Origin of the sequence: Providencia sp. PROV061 (assembly GCF_011045655.1) — a bacterium.
Classification (GTDB): Bacteria; Pseudomonadota; Gammaproteobacteria; order Enterobacterales; family Enterobacteriaceae; genus Providencia; species Providencia hangzhouensis.
In genome coordinates, this window is the sequence record NZ_CP042861.1 from 1,084,260 (window position 1) to 1,104,582 (window position 20,323).

The 20,323-nt window shown below is 42.5% G+C and carries 12 protein-coding genes, 1 tRNA gene, 3 rRNA genes and 1 other annotated feature; of the genes, 13 read left to right on the forward strand and 3 right to left on the reverse strand.

Annotation, left to right across the window (positions count from 1 at the left end; all coding sequences use genetic code 11):
- The first annotated feature begins 7 nt into the window (after nt 1–7).
- Together tyrA and FVA72_RS04920 are read left to right on the forward strand one after the other, a co-directional pair.
- Nucleotides 8–1,129, forward strand: a complete 1,122-nt coding sequence (tyrA, locus tag FVA72_RS04915) for a bifunctional chorismate mutase/prephenate dehydrogenase (RefSeq protein WP_110592306.1) — start codon at nt 8–10, stop codon at nt 1,127–1,129.
- A gap of 314 nt (nt 1,130–1,443) precedes the next feature.
- Complete coding sequence (locus FVA72_RS04920) at nt 1,444–3,012, forward strand: methyl-accepting chemotaxis protein (RefSeq protein WP_004264831.1); 1,569 nt, start codon at nt 1,444–1,446, stop codon at nt 3,010–3,012.
- Nucleotides 3,013–3,062: 50 nt separating this feature from the next.
- Here FVA72_RS04920 and pheA read toward each other — a convergent pair whose 3' ends face one another.
- From pheA to bamD, 3 genes are all read right to left on the reverse strand, one after another.
- On the reverse strand, nt 3,063–4,235 hold the full coding sequence (gene pheA, locus FVA72_RS04925; protein ID WP_004264832.1) for a bifunctional chorismate mutase/prephenate dehydratase: 1,173 nt from the start codon (nt 4,233–4,235) through the stop codon (nt 3,063–3,065).
- 26 nt (nt 4,236–4,261) lie between these two features.
- Nucleotides 4,262–4,379: a sequence feature (Phe leader region), on the reverse strand.
- 140 nt (nt 4,380–4,519) lie between these two features.
- Nucleotides 4,520–4,852, reverse strand: coding sequence for a ribosome-associated translation inhibitor RaiA (gene raiA / locus FVA72_RS04930; RefSeq protein WP_036958924.1), 333 nt, complete (start codon nt 4,850–4,852; stop codon nt 4,520–4,522).
- Between the two features lie 315 nt (nt 4,853–5,167).
- Nucleotides 5,168–5,899 (reverse strand): outer membrane protein assembly factor BamD, encoded by a 732-nt coding sequence (bamD, locus tag FVA72_RS04935; RefSeq protein WP_004264835.1) that lies wholly within the window; start codon nt 5,897–5,899, stop codon nt 5,168–5,170.
- A gap of 137 nt (nt 5,900–6,036) precedes the next feature.
- Between bamD and rluD the strand changes: the two genes are divergently transcribed.
- The 11 genes from rluD to FVA72_RS04990 all read left to right on the forward strand — a co-directional run bounded on the left by rluD (nt 6,037) and on the right by FVA72_RS04990 (nt 20,322).
- A complete protein-coding gene (gene rluD, locus FVA72_RS04940) occupies nt 6,037–7,014 on the forward strand; it encodes a 23S rRNA pseudouridine(1911/1915/1917) synthase RluD (protein WP_004264836.1) in 978 nt (325 codons plus the stop codon).
- Nucleotides 7,014–7,748: a purine nucleoside phosphorylase YfiH gene (gene yfiH / locus FVA72_RS04945; RefSeq protein WP_110592305.1), complete on the forward strand. Its 735-nt coding sequence runs from the start codon at nt 7,014–7,016 to the stop codon at nt 7,746–7,748. Before rluD ends, yfiH begins: the two co-directional genes overlap by 1 nt.
- Nucleotides 7,749–7,871: 123 nt before the next feature.
- Entirely contained in the window at nt 7,872–10,445 is a 2,574-nt protein-coding gene (clpB, locus tag FVA72_RS04950; RefSeq protein ID WP_110592304.1) for an ATP-dependent chaperone ClpB, read from the forward strand.
- Nucleotides 10,446–11,064: 619 nt separating this feature from the next.
- Nucleotides 11,065–12,604 (forward strand): 16S ribosomal RNA (locus FVA72_RS04955).
- Between the two features lie 133 nt (nt 12,605–12,737).
- A tRNA-Glu gene (locus FVA72_RS04960) sits at nt 12,738–12,813 on the forward strand.
- Between the two features lie 349 nt (nt 12,814–13,162).
- Nucleotides 13,163–16,246, forward strand: a 23S ribosomal RNA gene (locus FVA72_RS04965).
- A 139-nt stretch (nt 16,247–16,385) separates the two neighbouring features.
- Nucleotides 16,386–16,501 (forward strand): 5S ribosomal RNA (rrf, locus tag FVA72_RS04970).
- Together the 16S, 23S and 5S rRNA genes with 1 tRNA gene alongside form the textbook arrangement of a ribosomal RNA operon.
- 578 nt (nt 16,502–17,079) lie before the next feature.
- Nucleotides 17,080–17,871 carry an endonuclease/exonuclease/phosphatase family protein gene (locus FVA72_RS04975; RefSeq protein WP_036958303.1) on the forward strand — a complete coding sequence of 264 codons (792 nt, stop codon included), beginning with the start codon at nt 17,080–17,082 and terminating at the stop codon, nt 17,869–17,871.
- A 59-nt stretch (nt 17,872–17,930) separates the two neighbouring features.
- Nucleotides 17,931–18,512, forward strand: coding sequence for a DUF1287 domain-containing protein (locus FVA72_RS04980; protein WP_110592303.1), 582 nt, complete (start codon nt 17,931–17,933; stop codon nt 18,510–18,512).
- Between the two features lie 216 nt (nt 18,513–18,728).
- Nucleotides 18,729–19,916, forward strand: coding sequence for an NAD(P)/FAD-dependent oxidoreductase (locus tag FVA72_RS04985; protein ID WP_110592619.1), 1,188 nt, complete (start codon nt 18,729–18,731; stop codon nt 19,914–19,916).
- Nucleotides 19,917–19,929: 13 nt separating this feature from the next.
- The gene (locus FVA72_RS04990) at nt 19,930–20,322 is read left to right on the forward strand and encodes a hypothetical protein (protein ID WP_110592302.1); all 393 of its coding nucleotides are present in this window, start codon (nt 19,930–19,932) and stop codon (nt 20,320–20,322) included.
- Nucleotide 20,323 lies beyond the last annotated feature (1 nt).

A 20,323-nucleotide genomic window follows, 5' to 3' on the forward strand; every position in this document is an offset into this window, starting at 1 on the left:
TATTGGTATGTCTGTTGAGTTATCCCATTTACGGGAACAAATTGATGAAGTTGATAAATCATTATTAGATTTATTAGCAAAAAGGCTGCAACTGGTTGCTGAAGTCGGTGAAGTGAAAAGCTTACATGGTTTACCGATTTATGTGCCTGAACGAGAAACTAGCATGTTGGCAGCACGTCGCGCCGAAGCTGAGCGTATGGGGATCCCACCTGATCTGATAGAGGATATTCTAAGGCGGATCATGCGCGAATCTTACGCACGTGAAAATGATAAAGGGTTTAAAACACTGAACCCATCAGCTGGCCCAATTGTGATTGTAGGTGGTGATGGGAAAATGGGGCGGTTATTTCACCGTCTCCTTAATTTATCAGGCTATCAGGTTAAGACATTAAACGAAGATGACTGGGCACAAGCAGAATCTATAGTTGCTGGTGCGAGCGTCGTGATGGTTAGTGTACCAATTCATTTGACAGTACAAGTCATCAACCAGCTGCCTAAACTGGATAAAAGCACGGTCTTGATGGATATCGCATCGATTAAGCAACAGCCATTAGAAGCGATGTTAGCGGCCCATGATGGGCCAGTACTTGGGCTTCACCCGATGTTTGGTCCTGATATTGGTAGTGTTGCAAAGCAAGTATTTGCTTACTGTAATGGCCGTGGCTCGGAGTCTTATCAGTGGTTTCTTGAACAGTTATTAGTTTGGGGGGCACGTTTGAAAGAAATCTCAGCCGAAGAGCATGATAAAAACATGAGCTTTATTCAGGCATTACGCCACTTTACAACATTTACTTACGGGCGAAATCTTGCTGAGGAAAATATCGATTTACAGCAATTACTTGATTTATCATCGCCTATTTATCGTTTAGAGCTCGCGATGGTTGGGCGGCTGTTTGCTCAAGACCCTCAACTCTATGCAGACATTATTATGTCTTCAAATGAAAATGTTGAATTGATACGCAGATATCATCAATTGTTAGGTGATTCAATAGCGCTACTGGAGAAAAAAGATAAAGCGGAATTTATTCGCCAATTTAATCAAATTAGCCAGTGGTTCGGTGAAGATGCCCATCATTTTATGAAAGAAAGCCAATCATTACTGCAACGAGCAAACGATAATCGAAAATAATCATCCCGCCTTCTATCGTGTTTTATAGCGGTAGAGGGCTTTATTTTCTTGTTAATTTTTTGTTACCTTCTATATTCTTCTATTTTAGTTAATCTCACCAAGAATGTTTATTTAAAATAGGTAATTGTACTTATCTGTATAATTTCTATCGAATAATATGCTAATCAGATAAAAACTGAATTTATTCACTATCTAATTTCAAATTAATCAATTTTTAAAATTAATATTTATAAATCGATCGATTTATATGATAAAGATTTCACCTGTTTTACCGATAACACTACTCATTAAATGATGGTTAGCGTGGTAAATATATGTCTTTTAAAAATCTCAAAATTAGTATGAAGTTAACGGTAGCATTTGGTGGTTTTGTTGCGCTTATTATCCTAAGTTCACTTTTTTCTTTAGCCAATATGAACCGAGCTAATGATGGCATGAAACAAGTCCTGTATGAAAGTTATCCTATTGCCTCTACCGCAGGACAAATGATGGATAACTTTTATTCTTTTATAGGGATCCAAGAGCTAATTTTACTTGATGATCGTGGTAGTGATAAACGCAGAGAAGAGTTGGCTAAAATTACATTAAAAATTAATGGATTGATGGAAAGCTTAGAAAATAACGTTACAGATGATCGCTCTAAAGAAGTCTTGGCTGATTTGCGTGTTATTCGCCAACAGTTTCATTCATCAATTACTCGCATCAATACCTTTTTATCAGAGAATAATCGCCAAGCTGCTATTGACGAAATGATGACTAAAACGTCTAGTATTCAACGTGATTATCGTGATCAAATTCAAACGTTAATGGCCATCCAAGATTTGGAAATGCAAGAAGTTGGCCGTAAAGTGAATGCGGATTATGAAAACAATAAACTATTACTAGCGGTGTTATCAATCTTGAGTATTGGCGCGGGCTGCGTAATGGGCTGGTATATTACGAACATTATCACAAGGCCATTGGAAAATGCGGTTAATTTCGCGCAGTCAATTGCAAATGGGGATCTGACTAAAGATATTCAGGTCACCTCAAAAGATGAAACGGGTGTATTGTTAAATGCACTTAATGATATGAAAGAGCACTTGCTGGAAATCGTTCAAGAGGTTCAACAAGGTTCTGAAAGTATTTCGGCAGCAGCAGGGCAAATTGTCGCGGGGAACCAAAACCTGGCGGCGCGCACCGAAGAACAGGCCGCATCAGTTGAAGAAACGGCCAGTTCAATGGAACAAATAACTTCAACCGTTCAAAACACGACTGAGCACACTCATGAAGCTAGCATGCTTGCAGACCAAGCGGCAATTATTGTACAAAACAATGGCGACATGATGAGTCAAGTAACGAATAAAATGCGTGCAATCAATGGATCATCATCACAGATGACAGAAATTATTAATCTAATAGACTCAATTGCATTTCAAACCAATATCTTAGCATTGAATGCATCCGTTGAAGCGGCAAGAGCCGGTGAACATGGGCGAGGCTTTGCCGTTGTTGCCGGAGAAGTGAGATTATTAGCACAAAAAAGTGCGGCTTCAGCGAGTGATATTCGTGGGTTGATTGAAAACTCATCGTCACAAACGCAAGAGGGTATGGAACTTGTTGAAAAAGCGACTCAGCAAATACATGGCATGGTTGATAGTGTAAAAGAGATGAATGCGTTACTACGTGAAATTGGGCAGGCTAGTCGTGAGCAAAGCGATGGAATTTCTCAAATCAATAGTGCAGTAGGGCAACTTGATTTAACCACACAACAAAATGCGAGTTTAGTTGAGGAATCTGTTGTCGCAGCGGACTCATTGAATGAACAGGCGTACCATTTGAAGGAACTAGTCAATTATTTCAGAGTCAAATCTTCGAATTATCAACCTGAAGTGAGAGCATAGTTTCAGTTTAGTAGGCTGCACTGAAAAAATGCAGCCTAATTATATTTTAATTAAGGCGTAATTTTTTCAGGTTCAACAGGAACCACATTTTCGGATGGGTAGCAGCCTAATATTTTAATTGACCTAGTAATTGTTGAAAGCTCTCTTAAAGCTTGTTGCATATTATCTGAACGTAAATTGGCATGCACATCAACATAAAACATCTCTTCCCATGGTTTTCCATTTATTGGGCGTGATTCTAACTTGCTCATGATTATCTTATTATTTTTCAAAATAACTAATGCATCAACTAAGGCACCAGCTTGTTGGCCAGTGGTCAGAAGCAGTGTTGTTTTAGCCGGTACTTGTTCAGTGACTTCAATTGGTTGTGGTGCAACAACAATAAAGCGTGTCATGTTAATTTGCTGATTAGCGAGATTATGCTCTATTACGCTTAAATCGTATAAGGCGCCACCGGCTTCACTTCCAAGTGCCGCGACACTCGGTGAGTTTTGGTCTGCGACCATTTGCATTGCAGTTGATGTGCTATCACAATATTTTATTTCCCAGTGTGGGAATTGTGCTAAGTATTGGCTGCATTGTTGGAAAGGCTGAGGGTGGCTATACACGGTTTTGATCTGGCTGAGATCGGTATTTCCTGTTGTTAAGAGGCAATGGTTAATTGGGAGCCGGATCTCTCCGACGATTGATAATGATGTATTTTGCAGTAAATCGTAAACATCGTTAATTGCGCCCGAACTGGTGTTTTCTATTGGTAAAATGCCATATTCCGCTTGCCCATTTTCAACTAATGAAAAAATATCTTGGAATTTATGGCAACTGCATTCAACTAGTTGGTCAAAATGACGGGCTGAGTACTGGCGTGCCGCAATGTGTGAATAAGAACCTTTCGGCCCTAAAAATGCGAAACGCGCTGTATCACTAGGGGTTAAATTTAAATGCTTTTGTAAAATAGCCTGTTGTGTAAGAACAGAGTCCTCAATAATCATCTGGAATAGGCGAGTGATATAAAAACCATCAAGCCCTAGTGGTTTGCCTTTGTTGATTAAAACATCAAGAAGTTGACGCTCACGGTCTTTATCACGAATAGGGCGGCTATCATCAATTTTTGTTTCAGCGACTTCAACAGCATAACCACGGCGCTTTGCTAAAAGATTTAGTAATTCACTATCCAGTTGACTTATTTTCTCTCTTACTTTTAATAAATTAGTGCTGTTTTCCATGCTGCCCACCCTGTTAATATCATGATATAAAAAAAGCCCCCTAGAGGGGGCTTTCTAATTTTGTCTTCTTTTCTTTCTCGAACGACAAAAGCCCCCAATTAGGAGTTGCTAAAGAAGAAAAAGAAAACAAAATTAAGATTCATATGAACACCTTTAGTCAGATTCAATTTAAATAAACCCGATACTCACTAAGAAGTCAATAGGTAAGGATCATAAACATAAAAAAACGCGCCCATGGTGAGCGCGTTTATAAGGTTCAAGATTAGTTGATAGATAATATAAAATTATAACGTAACAGTATTATTCGCTTCTTTTACACTATTATATGCTCTTCTTGATTCTCCTTTATGTTGCACTTTATTAAGTTGTCTTTCGAGTTTGTTAATTAGTTCATTAATTGCAACGTACATATCTTCATGCTTGGCACTTGCGACCAATTTTCCTGTCGCTGTTTTTATGTTGGCATCAACCATAAAACCTTGTGGCTCTTTTGATAATACGACATGCGTATTTATTAGAGATACTTGCCACTTATCGAGTTTTGTTAGACGGCTCTCAATGTGCTCACGAATCGCTGGGGTAATATCCATTTGTTTGCTAGTAATGTTCACTATCATATAGTTACCTCTCATTGTTTCCGTCTTTGTTGATTTCAGAATACCCGTTCTTGCTAAGAAAAAATTGATGTAGATCACATCTCATTCAGGGGAAGAGTAACAGCTATCTGAAGTGTGATTTCACATAAAAAAGAGGCGAAAAAGCATTGCCAAAATGAATGGATTAAGGGACACTGATTGAGTTGGCTAGGGGAACGGTAAATAGCTGGAACTTTTTTTGGGTTAAAATTAGTACCCTAAATGAGCAAGCAACTAAATCGCCGCTAGCAAAGAAAAACAGCAGCCTTGGCTGCTGTTTTAGATCGCACGATGATATTATTGTGGGTTTGCAGCAATAATACTCGCAACTTTATTCGCTTCTTGGTTTAGCCCCATCTCATTATAAGCAATTTCCATGTATGCTAAGGCATTACGTGTTGCTTCTGTGTCTGGGTAGTCTTTTAGCATTTGTTGAACACGATTAACAACCGCGACATAAGCACCGCGTTTGTTGTAGTATTCGACAACAGAAAGGTCGAATTTCGCTAAGCGGTCTTTTAAGAAGACTAATCGCTTACTCGCATCATTGGAGTATAAGCTGTTAGGATAGTAGCGAACTAACTGACTGAAATCTTTGAATGCAACTCGTGCATGCTGTGGGTCTCTGTCTGAGCGGTCAATACCAAAGAGGCCTTGCAATAAGCTATCATCCAGAGCCATCGCGGTTAAGCCTCGCATATAGAGGACATAATCAATATTTGGATGAGTTGGGTTCAAACGCATGAAACGGTCAATTGCGGCTATCGCCATTGGCAGCTCTGCTGATTTATAATATGCATAAATCAGGTCTAATTGAACTTGCTGAGCATATGGACCAAATGGATAACGGTTATCAAGAGCTTCAAATTGTTTAATCGCTGCTTTAAAATTGCCGTCCTGTAATTTTTGCTGACCCGTTGCATATATTTCAGCAGGGGTGCTATCAGGGCTGACTTCAGGAGTGCTGGAACAGCCGACTAAAATCAGGCTCAACGTGGCTGCAGCCACCAGATTTTTCATACGTATCATCACGTGTAGGTTATCCTCTGAGTGTTTCGAGGGAGTCTATCCATAAGGCTCCCGGCAAAATTCGAGTTACAATAGCATATATTTTAAATGAAACGGCACTGCCGTCAAAATACAAACACCAAAAAGTAGATTAATTTATGGCTCAACAAGTACAACTTAGTGCAACTATCGCTGAATCACAGCTTGGTCAACGTTTAGATCAGGCTTTGGCCGAATTGTTCCCTGATTATTCACGTTCTCGCATAAAAGAATGGATTTTAGCTGATAGAGTGCAGGTTAATGGCAAAGTTATCAATAAGCCAAAAGAAAAAGTTTTTGGCAGCGAACAAATTTTAATCGACGCCCTCATTGAAGAAGATAATCGCTGGGAACCACAAGATATCCCACTTAATGTGATTTATGAAGATGAAGATATCCTAATTATTAATAAACCGCGTGATTTAGTTGTCCACCCTGGAGCAGGAAATCCAGACGGTACAATTCTTAATGCGTTGTTATATCGTTATCCTGAAATTGCTGATGTGCCGAGAGCAGGTATTGTTCATCGTTTAGATAAAGACACGACAGGCTTAATGGTTGTCGCAAAAACAGTTCCAGCTCAAACACACCTTGTCGAAGCATTGCAACGCAGAGAAATTACGCGTGAATATGAAGCGGTTGCGGTCGGCCGTATGACAGCGGGTGGCATGGTAGAAGAACCTATCTCTCGTCATCCAACTAAACGAACCCATATGGCTGTGCACCCAATGGGCAAACCCGCTGTAACGCATTATCGTGTGATGGAACACTTTAGAGCCCATACTCGTTTACGTTTACGTCTGGAGACGGGCAGAACTCACCAAATTCGTGTTCATATGGCCCATATCAATCATCCATTAATTGGTGATCCTTTATACGGTGGCCGCCCGCGCCCACTAAAAGGGGCGACCGAAGAATTTTTAGAGGTCATGCGTAATTTTGATAGGCAAGCACTGCATGCCACCATGTTACGCTTATATCACCCAATCTCAGGTATTCAAATGGAGTGGCATGCACCGTTACCTGATGATATGGTTAAGCTTATAGAAGCTCTAAAAGCAGACACTGAACTGCATAAAGACGATATGGACTGGTAATGAATACATTGATTTTCCCTGACTGGCCGCAACCTAAAAACATAGCTAGCTGTAGTACAACTCGAGTGGGTGGTGTGAGCCTGCCACCTTTTGATAGCTTGAATTTAGGTGATCATGTTGGGGATATACCCAATGCCGTCAGTGAAAATCGTCAACGCCTTGAGACGCTTGCTCAGCTACCACAACAACCAGTTTGGCTTGAGCAAGTTCATGGAACGGATGTGCTTCAGCTTGTTGGTGATAAAATTCATAATAGGCAAGCGGACGCCGTGTACAGTAATCAGGTTGGCCAAGTTTGTGCCATTATGACTGCGGATTGCTTGCCTGTGTTATTGACTAATCAAGCAGGAACGGAAGTGGCAGCAGCCCACGCAGGGTGGCGCGGGCTATGTCATGGGGTTCTTGAAAATACAATCAATCAATTTATTAGCCCTACAAATGAAATTATCGCTTGGCTTGGCCCCGCTATTGGTGCTGAGAAATTTGAAGTCGGTAAGGAAGTCAAAGAGGCTTTTGTTAATCAGTCATCTGATTTAGCCTCTGCTTTTATTTCTTATAATGATAAATATCTCGCTGACATTTATTTATTAGCACGTAAAAAACTACGGGCTGCTGGCGTAACGAAGGTCTATGGTGGTGATTTTTGTACAGTAACAGATGAAAACAGATTTTTTTCCTATCGAAGGGAAGGAAAAACCGGCAGGATGGCTTCATTGATATGGATAAATACCTAGTATTGGGGTTTTGTTCTAAATTAACGGATATATCAAAAATAATTCCTTGCAAAACTTGAATATTTAAAAACTGACCTCATCTAGTATCCAGTAGCAAATTTAATCTCATTTATTGGAGGTGTTATGCGTCTGGACCGTTTAACTAATAAATTCCAGCAAGCTCTCGCTGACGCCCAATCACTAGCCCTTGGGCGCGAAAACCAGTTTATTGAACCTATTCATCTATTAAGTGCCCTGTTTAATCAAGAGGGTGGCACAGTTCGTCCATTGCTGACGACGTTAGGCGTGAATGCCGTACAATTCCAGCAAAAAGTCGAAGATGCACTAGGGCGTTTACCTCAAGTGCAAGGTGTTGCGGGAGATGTTCAACCATCAAGTGACTTAATGCGTCATTTGAATTTATGTGATCAGTTGGCACAAAAGCACGGAGATGAATTTATCTCCTCAGAATTATTTCTTGTCGCCGCTTTAGAAGCCAATACGACATTAGCAGACATGCTCAAAGCAGCAGGTGTTAATAAAGATAATTTAAAAAAGGCAATAGAACAGATGCGTGGTGGAGAAAAAGTGAATGACCAAAGCGCTGAAGACCAGCGCCAAGCCTTGAAAAAATATACAGTTGATTTAACCGAGCGTGCAGAGCAAGGCAAATTAGACCCAGTAATTGGTCGAGATGAAGAAATACGTCGGACCATTCAAGTACTGCAACGTCGTACTAAAAATAACCCTGTGCTGATTGGTGAACCAGGTGTAGGTAAAACAGCAATTGTTGAAGGGTTAGCGCAACGTATCGTAAATGGTGAAATTCCAGAAGGGTTAAAAAACAAACGTGTATTATCCCTTGATATGGGGGCGCTGATTGCGGGTGCGAAATATCGTGGTGAGTTTGAAGAGCGTCTGAAAGCTGTTCTAAATGATCTTGCCAAACAGGAAGGTAACGTCATTCTGTTTATTGATGAATTACACACCATGGTTGGTGCAGGTAAAGCAGATGGTGCGATGGATGCGGGTAACATGTTAAAACCTGCGTTGGCTCGCGGTGAATTACACTGTGTTGGCGCTACCACATTGGATGAGTATCGCCAATACATTGAGAAAGACCCTGCATTAGAGCGTCGTTTCCAAAAAGTGTATGTGGCTGAGCCATCCGTTGAAGACACAATTGCTATTTTACGTGGTTTAAAAGAACGTTATGAACTGCATCACCACGTGCAAATAACTGACCCGGCGATTGTGGCAGCGGCAACGTTATCGCATCGCTATATTACTGACCGTATGTTACCTGACAAAGCGATTGATTTAATTGATGAAGCGGGTGCAAGTTTACGTATGCAAATGGATTCGAAACCTGAATCCTTAGATAGGCTGGAACGCCGTATTATTCAGCTTAAACTTGAACAACAAGCGCTGAAAAAAGAATCGGATGATGCAAGTAAAAAACGTCTTGAGATGTTAGAAGAAGAGCTCGCAGAGAAAGAACGTGAGTACTCTGCGTTAGAAGAAGAATGGAAAGCTGAAAAAGCATCATTAACAGGTACTCAGCATATTAAAGCTGAACTAGAAAATACGCGTATCGAGATGGAAAAAGCACGTCGTATGGGTGATTTGGCAAAAATGTCCGAATTGCAATACGGTAAAATTCCAGAATTAGAGAAACAGCTTGAAGCGGCAACCAAAGCTGAAGGCAAAAGCATGAAACTGTTACGTAATAAAGTAACAGATGTCGAAATTGCTGAAATCTTAGCTCGTTGGACTGGCATCCCTGTATCTCGAATGCTAGAAAGTGAAAGAGAAAAGCTGTTACGTATGGAACAGCAACTCCATCAGCGTGTTATTGGACAAGATGAAGCGGTAGTTGCAGTATCGAATGCAATTCGTCGTAGTCGTGCAGGGTTATCAGACCCGAACCGCCCAATTGGCTCGTTTATGTTCTTAGGGCCAACAGGGGTAGGTAAAACTGAATTGTGTAAAGCGTTAGCAAATTTCATGTTTGATAGCGATGATGCAATGGTTCGTATCGATATGTCTGAATTTATGGAAAAACATGCGGTATCACGTTTAGTGGGCGCACCTCCAGGGTATGTCGGTTACGAAGAAGGTGGGTATTTAACTGAAGCGGTTAGACGTCGTCCATATTCAGTCATTTTATTGGATGAAGTTGAGAAAGCACACCCTGATGTTTTCAACATTTTATTACAAGTGCTTGATGACGGGCGTTTAACGGATGGACAAGGTAGAACAGTGGACTTCCGTAATACGGTGATTATCATGACATCTAACTTGGGTTCTGACTTAATCCAAGAAAGATTTGGTATGATTGGTTACTCAGAAATGAAAGATATGGTGATGGAAGTGGTATCCCATAGTTTCAGACCTGAATTTATTAACCGTATAGATGAAGTTGTTGTATTCCATCCATTAGGTAAAGAGCAAATTACGAATATTGCCAATATTCAATTGGCTCGTTTATATAAACGTCTTGAAGAGCACGGTTATGAAGTCAGTGCGACACCTGCTGCACTGGAGAAAATTGGGGAGGCTGGTTTTGACCTAATCTTCGGAGCAAGGCCATTGAAACGCGCAATTCAGCAGGAAATTGAGAACCCTCTGGCACAAGAAATCTTGTCAGGTAAGTTATTACCAGGTAAACCTGTCGTTTTAGATGTAGAAAATGACGAAATCGTTGCTAAACAGTAATTGATATTATTGTAAAATCAAAAGGTGGCTATTGTTAGCCACCTTTTTTATATCAAATTACGTATAAAATCACTTTTTTTGCTTGATAATTGGGCGTAAAGTATAAAATATCACCACTTGAAATTTTTTTTCAAAAAAACACTTGCCAGATTTTTCTGACTCCCTATAATGCGCCACCACTGACCGGGAACAAGACAACGCAAAGCGCGATGAACACTGAAACGGCAGCGAGAGATTCTGAAAAGAAAAAGCAAAAAATTGCTTGACTCTCACGGAGGAAAACGTAATATACGCCTCCTCGCAGCAACGACCGAAAGGTTGGTTTTCATAAAGAAAAGCTGCAACGCTCTTTAACAATTTATCAGACAATCTGTGTGGGCACTCACAGGACACTATCAAAAAAATATTTGATTTTAAGTCTTGAAGAGTGACTAACACGTTAATTCATATATATGAAATAAGGTAGTAACGCTTATTTTGGAAGGATAACGCGAAGGCAAGCAGAGATAACCCGAGACAGTACTTAGGTACGGCGAGGGGAAGCGATGCGAAGCCGACAAAGTTAGCCGAACAAAAGAACGTTACGGTCAGTAAGACATTCTTTGAGCATCAAGCTTTTTAATTGAAGAGTTTGATCATGGCTCAGATTGAACGCTGGCGGCAGGCCTAACACATGCAAGTCGAGCGGTAACAGGGGAAGCTTGCTTCCCGCTGACGAGCGGCGGACGGGTGAGTAATGTATGGGGATCTGCCCGATAGAGGGGGATAACTACTGGAAACGGTAGCTAATACCGCATAATCTCTCAGGAGCAAAGCAGGGGAACTTCGGTCCTTGCGCTATCGGATGAACCCATATGGGATTAGCTAGTAGGTGAGGTAATGGCTCACCTAGGCGACGATCCCTAGCTGGTCTGAGAGGATGATCAGCCACACTGGGACTGAGACACGGCCCAGACTCCTACGGGAGGCAGCAGTGGGGAATATTGCACAATGGGCGCAAGCCTGATGCAGCCATGCCGCGTGTATGAAGAAGGCCCTAGGGTTGTAAAGTACTTTCAGTCGGGAGGAAGGCGCTGATGCTAATATCATCAGCGATTGACGTTACCGACAGAAGAAGCACCGGCTAACTCCGTGCCAGCAGCCGCGGTAATACGGAGGGTGCAAGCGTTAATCGGAATTACTGGGCGTAAAGCGCACGCAGGCGGTTGATTAAGTTAGATGTGAAATCCCCGGGCTTAACCTGGGAATGGCATCTAAGACTGGTCAGCTAGAGTCTTGTAGAGGGGGGTAGAATTCCATGTGTAGCGGTGAAATGCGTAGAGATGTGGAGGAATACCGGTGGCGAAGGCGGCCCCCTGGACAAAGACTGACGCTCAGGTGCGAAAGCGTGGGGAGCAAACAGGATTAGATACCCTGGTAGTCCACGCTGTAAACGATGTCGATTTGAAGGTTGTTCCCTAGAGGAGTGGCTTTCGGAGCTAACGCGTTAAATCGACCGCCTGGGGAGTACGGCCGCAAGGTTAAAACTCAAATGAATTGACGGGGGCCCGCACAAGCGGTGGAGCATGTGGTTTAATTCGATGCAACGCGAAGAACCTTACCTACTCTTGACATCCAGAGAATTTAGCAGAGATGCTTTAGTGCCTTCGGGAACTCTGAGACAGGTGCTGCATGGCTGTCGTCAGCTCGTGTTGTGAAATGTTGGGTTAAGTCCCGCAACGAGCGCAACCCTTATCCTTTGTTGCCAGCGATTCGGTCGGGAACTCAAAGGAGACTGCCGGTGATAAACCGGAGGAAGGTGGGGATGACGTCAAGTCATCATGGCCCTTACGAGTAGGGCTACACACGTGCTACAATGGCGTATACAAAGAGAAGCGACCTCGCGAGAGCAAGCGGAACTCATAAAGTACGTCGTAGTCCGGATTGGAGTCTGCAACTCGACTCCATGAAGTCGGAATCGCTAGTAATCGTAGATCAGAATGCTACGGTGAATACGTTCCCGGGCCTTGTACACACCGCCCGTCACACCATGGGAGTGGGTTGCAAAAGAAGTAGGTAGCTTAACCTTCGGGAGGGCGCTTACCACTTTGTGATTCATGACTGGGGTGAAGTCGTAACAAGGTAACCGTAGGGGAACCTGCGGTTGGATCACCTCCTTACCATTGAAGTGTTTTTGTGAAGTGCTCACACAGATTGTCTGATAGAAAGTAGAGCAATAGGCTATACGTGGGAGACTTATTCGAGAGAATAGGACTTACATGAGATACCGCAGCAGTATGTGCAATATCTTGTGTCCCCTTCGTCTAGAGGCCTAGGACACCGCCCTTTCACGGCGGTAACAGGGGTTCGAATCCCCTAGGGGACGCCAATTGCGCCGATATCGAGTGAAAGACGATGTCCCCAATAATGATTAAGCCAATTATATTGTAGTTGGTTTAACAATTATGCTCTTTAACAATCTGGAACAAGCTGAAAATTGAAAACAACGCACATTGTTTATCGCTTAAACAATGTGAGAGTCTCTCAAAATTTCAGACCTGAAATTTTCGGTCACTTTAGCGAGTGGCATGAGCGAGCAGTCAGTCCTTCGCGGCGGCCAGCGCACAGCAAGCGCAGCATACATAAGTATGTGAGCATTGCGAGCACTGCCCAACAAAGAAGGAATGCACGCACAGCCATGACAGTAAGGTGAACGTTGAAACAATTTCGGGTTGTGAGGTTAAGCGACTAAGCGTACACGGTGGATGCCTAGGCAATCAGAGGCGATGAAGGACGTGCTAATCTGCGATAAGCGTCGGTAAGGTGATATGAACCGTTACAACCGACGATTTCCGAATGGGGAAACCCAGTGCAATTCGTTGCACTATCGTTTGATGAATACATAGTCAAACGAAGCGAACCGGGGGAACTGAAACATCTCAGTACCCCGAGGAAAAGAAATCAACCGAGATTCCCCTAGTAGCGGCGAGCGAACGGGGAGCAGCCCAGAGTCTTAATCAGCATTAGCATCAGGAGAACGGTCTGGAAAGTCCGGCAGTAAAGGGTGATAGCCCCGTATCCGAAGGTGTTAGTGTTGTGAACTCGACGAGTAGGGCGGGACACGTGTTATCCTGTCTGAATATGGGGGGACCATCCTCCAAGGCTAAATACTCCTGATTGACCGATAGTGAACCAGTACCGTGAGGGAAAGGCGAAAAGAACCCCGGCGAGGGGAGTGAAATAGAACCTGAAACCGTGTACGTACAAGCAGTGGGAGCCCCATCACTCAAGTGCCTCGGCAATTGAGTGAGGGTGTAAAACCATCACAATAACAGCGCAGAATTTGCCAACAAGATTGGTCGATTTTTTCAAGCCGTCGCGCAGTGTACATCGAAGTACACGAGCAACGGAAGTTAAAAAATCGGGCAAGATTGGCCGCAAAGACAAGCGGGACATTTGAGGATGGGGTGACTGCGTACCTTTTGTATAATGGGTCAGCGACTTATATTCTGTAGCAAGGTTAACCGTATAGGGGAGCCGTAGGGAAACCGAGTCTTAACTGGGCGAATAAGTTGCAGGGTATAGACCCGAAACCCGGTGATCTAGCCATGGGCAGGTTGAAGGTTGGGTAACACTAACTGGAGGACCGAACCGACTAATGTTGAAAAATTAGCGGATGACTTGTGGCTGGGGGTGAAAGGCCAATCAAACCGGGAGATAGCTGGTTCTCCCCGAAAGCTATTTAGGTAGCGCCTCGTGAACTCATCTTCGGGGGTAGAGCACTGTTTCGACTAGGGGGTCATCCCGACTTACCAACTCGATGCAAACTACGAATACCGAAGAATGTTATCACGGGAGACACACGGCGGGTGCTAACGTTCGTCGTGAAGAGGGAAACAACCCAGACCGCCAGCTAAGGTCCCAAAGTCATAGTTAAGTGGGAAACGAAGTGGGAAGGCTCAGACAGCCAGGATGTTGGCTTAGAAGCAGCCATCATTTAAAGAAAGCGTAATAGCTCACTGGTCGAGTCGGCCTGCGCGGAAGATGTAACGGGGCTAAACTATGCACCGAAGCTGCGGCAGCGATATGTAAATATTGTTGGGTAGGGGAGCGTTCTGTAAGCCTGTGAAGGTGTGCTGTGAGGCATGCTGGAGGTATCAGAAGTGCGAATGCTGACATAAGTAACGATAATGCGGGTGAAAAACCCGCACGCCGGAAGACCAAGGGTTCCTGTCCAACGTTAATCGGGGCAGGGTGAGTCGACCCCTAAGGCGAGGCAGAAATGCGTAGTCGATGGGAAACGGGTTAATATTCCCGTACTGGTGATAATTGCGATGGGGGAACGGAGAAGGCTAGGCTATCCGGGCGACGGTTGTCCCGGTTTAAGGATGTAGGCAGGTGAATTAGGCAAATCCGGTTCACTATATGCTGAGGTCCGACGACGAGTCACTACGGTGATGAAGTAGCTCATGCCCCGCTTCCAGGAAAAGCCTCTAAGCTCTAGATTATCATTAATCGTACCCCAAACCGACACAGGTGGTCAGGTAGAGAATACTCAGGCGCTTGAGAGAACTCGGGTGAAGGAACTAGGCAAAATGGTGCCGTAACTTCGGGAGAAGGCACGCTGGCATTAGGTGAAGTGGTTTACCCATGGAGCTGAAGCCAGTCGCAGATACCAGCTGGCTGCAACTGTTTATTAAAAACACAGCACTGTGCAAACACGAAAGTGGACGTATACGGTGTGACGCCTGCCCGGTGCTGGAAGGTTAATTGATGGGGTTATCCGTAAGGAGAAGCTCTTGATCGAAGCCCCAGTAAACGGCGGCCGTAACTATAACGGTCCTAAGGTAGCGAAATTCCTTGTCGGGTAAGTTCCGACCTGCACGAATGGCGTAATGATGGCCAGGCTGTCTCCACCCGAGACTCAGTGAAATTGAACTCGCTGTGAAGATGCAGTGTACCCGCGGCAAGACGGAAAGACCCCGTGAACCTTTACTATAGCTTGACACTGAACATTGAGCCTTGATGTGTAGGATAGGTGGGAGGCTTTGAAGTGTGGACGCCAGTCTGCATGGAGCCAACCTTGAAATACCACCCTTTAATGTTTGATGTTCTAACGTTGCCCCGTTATCCGGGGTGCGGACAGTGTCTGGTGGGTAGTTTGACTGGGGCGGTCTCCTCCCAAAGAGTAACGGAGGAGCACGAAGGTTGGCTAAGCATGGTCGGACATCATGCGGTTAGTGCAAAGGCATAAGCCAGCTTGACTGCGAGAGTGACGGCTCGAGCAGGTACGAAAGTAGGTCTTAGTGATCCGGTGGTTCTGAATGGAAGGGCCATCGCTCAACGGATAAAAGGTACTCCGGGGATAACAGGCTGATACCGCCCAAGAGTTCATATCGACGGCGGTGTTTGGCACCTCGATGTCGGCTCATCACATCCTGGGGCTGAAGTAGGTCCCAAGGGTACGGCTGTTCGCCGTTTAAAGTGGTACGCGAGCTGGGTTTAGAACGTCGTGAGACAGTTCGGTCCCTATCTGCCGTGGGCGTTGGAAGATTGAAAGGGGCTGCTCCTAGTACGAGAGGACCGGAGTGGACGCACCACTGGTGTTCGGGTTGTCATGCCAATGGCATTGCCCGGTAGCTAAGTGCGGAAGAGATAACCGCTGAAAGCATCTAAGCGGGAAACTTGCCTTGAGATGAGTCTTCCCTGACTCTTTAAGGGTCCTAAAGGAACGTTTAAGACTAAGACGTTGATAGGTTGGGTGTGTAAGCGTAGCGATACGTTGAGCTAACCAATACTAATGAACCGTGAGGCTTAACCTGACAACACCGAAGGTGTTTTAGAGAGATAGAGTTGTTTTCGAGAAGTGAGAAGCCGAGAGGTGAAGGACACGCAGCTTGTTTGAGATTGAGGTTCTGGTTTAGTGACGAAAAAAACTAAACGGGAACAAAACAGAATTTGTCTGGCGGCAATAGCGCGGTGGTCCCACCTGACCCCATGCCGAACTCAGCAGTGAAACGCCGTAGCGCCGATGGTAGTGTGGGGTCTCCCCATGTGAGAGTAGGGAACTGCCAGACATTAAATTAGTGAGAAAGCCACCCATTGGGTGGCTTTTTTGCGTTTGGAGAAAAAAAGAAAAACAGTGGGTGTTGAGATTAGGAGGGGGCCTAAGCTTTAGTTCCTCAGTTCCTGAGTTCCTTAGCTCCTTAGCTCCTTAATGTTTTAACCCCTAATTTTAATCCCCTCTTCATCTCTTTTAGCTACTTTTAGGGCTATCTCTATCTATCACCATCATTAATGAGCGTGTGTGATGCAAAGTAGTGAGTAACAGCTCACAGGTTGTTTAGGGTAGCGGAATTTTAATAAAATCAAATAAATATTGTGGATTGGATGTTTGCCCATCACGGTGATGAATGATACCGCTTAGGTGGGGTGCCTAACATACTTATCATTTCAAAGGGAGTAGTAAAAGAAGGCATGGAGCATTACCCCTTTATAGATAGCGCTAATGAAAAACTTAAAGACCCTAGGGTTAAGATGGCAGTTACATTAAATTTGATAAGCTATAACACCTCAAATTTGATATACTACCTACAGTAACTAATCAAAAAGTGTAAGATTTTCATTATTTTTCTGTGATATAGGGACTTCAAATTTGGCGAAAAGAACCTATTCTGTTCGGTATATTGCAGGTGAGCCCGCTAAACGTATTCAGCCCATGCCTGTACATATGTTAGGAGAATCACTTCCAATAGGTTTACCGCTATTTGCTGCGGGTGAAACTCTTGATGTGGTTACATGGAACATTTATAAGCAGCAGCGTCCAAATTGGAAATATACACTTAATGAGTTAGTGAAAGATAGAAAACTTATTTTGTTGCAAGAAGCTCAAATGTCACCTGAGCTAATATCTTTTGCTGCATCACATAAATTAATTGCTGACCAAGTACCTGCATTACCTTTTTCTCCTCATCCCGCAGGCGTGATGACACTTGCTGCTTCACACCCGATATATTGCTGTCCTTTAAGAGAAAAAGAACCACTTTTACGGTTAGCTAAATCTGCGTTGATTACGGTATATCCCCTACCAAATGGAAAACACTTGATGGTAGCGAATGTTCATGCAATTAATTTCAGTTTTGGAGTAGATGTTTATACTCGGCAACTAAGTAAATTAGGTGTTCATATTGCTAAACATGTAGGGCCAGTAATCCTAGCAGGTGATTTTAATGCATGGAGTAGACAGCGTGTGAATGCGTTGAAACGATTTATTCGCAGTGTAGGCTTGAAAGAAATTGTATTTAGTGATGATTACCGTACTAAGGCTTTTGGTCGTCCTTTGGATTACGTGTTTTATCGTGGATTGAACGTTAAAGATAGCACTGTACTACCGACAGATGCTTCTGATCATAACCCTATTATGACCAAATTTACGCTTTCTAAGTAATTAAGATTATCTCCCTTATTTTCCCTCGTATTTAATTGTAGATTCGATGAACTACTTGTATGGGGAATATCAGATTGAAATCATCGTTTTTATACATTCTTTTCTTTTTTGCACAAATAGCTAATGGGTCTAGCTTATTGTTGGCAAAACATGCTGAACAGTTGCCTCGTTTAGTTATTTATGACCCATCTTATCGACAAATTTCTTATCCAAATGGTGATGTGCCCGAACAATACGGTGTCTGTTCTGATGTAGTTATACGAAGCTACCGAAAAATTGGTATTGATTTACAAAAATTAGTACATGAAGACATGAAAGCAAACTTTCGCCAATATCCCAGCCAACGTATATGGGGATTACGTAAGCCAGATACAAACATTGATCATCGTCGCGTACCTAATTTAGAGGCTTTTTTCTCGCGAAAAGGGAAAAAAAAGCCTATCTCAAAGAATGTCAGTGATTATATTCCCGGCGATATTGTCTCTTGGCGTTTAGATAATGGTCGGCCACATATCGGTGTTGTAACTTCGATAAAGTCACCAAGTACACAAAGTTATTTAGTTATGCACAATATTGGATATGGCCAAGTTGCTGAAGATGTTTTATTTCGTTGGGATATTGTTGGACATTATTCTTATTAAGTGAGATGGTTTTTATATAATATAATTTCCTGGATTATAATTTTAAAAATTAACTTATTCAAGAGGTTTTATATATGTAAGTGATTAGTTTTAATTGTTGTTTTTAAAATTATATTCTAATTATTGTATTAGCATTAATTCACTATGAACTATATTTATAACAGGTAGGTGGTATGTCGTATAGAATTTAATTATATATAAATGGTGGTTAATGTTATGAAAAATATAGTTATTGTTGGCGGTGGAACGGGTGGGACGATGCTAGCAAATACACTTGCTAGAAAATTGAGTAGAGAAATTTTTTCGAAGAAAATAAAAATAACATTAATTACTGATAATCCAATCCATTATTATAAACCTGCATTTATGTATGTTGCTTTTAATTTATTTTTTAAGGATGAACTGAGTCGCCCTGAAAGAGAATTGCTAAGACCTGAAATAGAGTTAGCCATTGATAAAATAGAGCATTTTGATTTTAAAAATAAAGCGCTAAACTCTAAGTATGGAAAAAAATATAACTATGATTTTCTTGTGATTGCAACAGGTTGCGTACCTAAACCTGAGCGAATTGAAGGTTTAAAAGATACCGGTAACCACTTTTATGCATATGAAGCATCGAGAAAGCTAGCAGATCAACTTGCTAAGATTGAAAAAGGTCGAATTTTTATTACGGTATCATTCCCTGAAACGCCAAATGTACCCCATCAGTGTGGCATAGCGCCGATGGAAACAACATTAATGATTGATGAATTTTTACGTAAACGTCGAGTTAGGGATAGTATTGAAATCGTTTATACCTATCCAACAGTTTCACAATTATTGCGTAACTGTTTATTCATGCAACAACCTGTTTGTGAAGTTATTCCTGAAGTATTTACTGCTAAAAATATTAAAGCTCAGAGAGGGTTTACTTTAGATAAAGTTGATCCAGATAAAAAAATAGCTTATTCGAAAGAAGGTGATGAGCAAAATTTCGACTTATTGATTAGCACTCCGCCAATTACCGCGGTTGAGGCAGTTATTAATACCGGATTAAGTGAGCATAATAATGGTGAAGGTTGGTTACCTACCGATCATGAAACTATGCAAGTTTATGGTGTTGATGGCGTTTATGTTATAGGTGATACCGTTGATTTACCGATCAGTAAAGCAGGTGGAAGCTGTCATAATCAGGCCGCAATTATAGCTGATAATATTTGCGGAGAATTAATTTATGGTTATCCCGCAGCTATCTATGATGGGCGAGTTCAAGCTGTTGCCCAAATGGGATTAACTGCAGGGATGCCTTTACAATACGATTATAAACACGATGTTATTCCTACGCCTCCGACTAAATTAGGGGGATTACTAAGAAATGGCTTTAATAGAGGTATTTATTGGGCTGCTATTCGTGGCTTAGTTTAAGGAGGAAATCAAAATGTCTAATAATGAAAATCAAAGTAAACTAATTGAACTTCTTAATTCTGAGTCGGGTGATCATTTCGCAGACAAATTAGCACCGCTATTACAATTGAATCGTTTAGATAATATTGTTGATTTACTTTCTCTAATTTCTGACCTTATTGACATTACTGATAATAGCACGGTAGAAAAACTGGCAAACTCATTTGAGGATATTCTAGCGCCAGTCTGGGAATTCGGCACTGCATATAATATGGCTAAAATGGAGGAAATATATAATAGTAAAAATCCAAATTTTCGTTCGGTGTATGCTTTATTAAAAGATCCAAATACATTACGTGGAATTAGTACCGTTTTACGAACCTTGCAAATAATGGGTTCTCGATTGTCTTCCCCCCAAGAGGGATAAT

Coding starts and splice junctions, on each gene's coding strand:
- tyrA (WP_110592306.1), top strand. CDS start 8: ATGTCTGTTGAGTTATCCCATTTACGGGAACAAATTGATGAAGTTGAT.
- FVA72_RS04920 (WP_004264831.1), top strand. CDS start 1,444: ATGTCTTTTAAAAATCTCAAAATTAGTATGAAGTTAACGGTAGCATTT.
- pheA (WP_004264832.1), bottom strand. CDS start 4,235: ATGGAAAACAGCACTAATTTATTAAAAGTAAGAGAGAAAATAAGTCAA.
- raiA (WP_036958924.1), bottom strand. CDS start 4,852: ATGATAGTGAACATTACTAGCAAACAAATGGATATTACCCCAGCGATT.
- bamD (WP_004264835.1), bottom strand. CDS start 5,899: ATGATACGTATGAAAAATCTGGTGGCTGCAGCCACGTTGAGCCTGATT.
- rluD (WP_004264836.1), top strand. CDS start 6,037: ATGGCTCAACAAGTACAACTTAGTGCAACTATCGCTGAATCACAGCTT.
- yfiH (WP_110592305.1), top strand. CDS start 7,014: ATGAATACATTGATTTTCCCTGACTGGCCGCAACCTAAAAACATAGCT.
- clpB (WP_110592304.1), top strand. CDS start 7,872: ATGCGTCTGGACCGTTTAACTAATAAATTCCAGCAAGCTCTCGCTGAC.
- FVA72_RS04980 (WP_110592303.1), top strand. CDS start 17,931: ATGGGGAATATCAGATTGAAATCATCGTTTTTATACATTCTTTTCTTT.
- FVA72_RS04985 (WP_110592619.1), top strand. CDS start 18,729: ATGAAAAATATAGTTATTGTTGGCGGTGGAACGGGTGGGACGATGCTA.
- FVA72_RS04990 (WP_110592302.1), top strand. CDS start 19,930: ATGTCTAATAATGAAAATCAAAGTAAACTAATTGAACTTCTTAATTCT.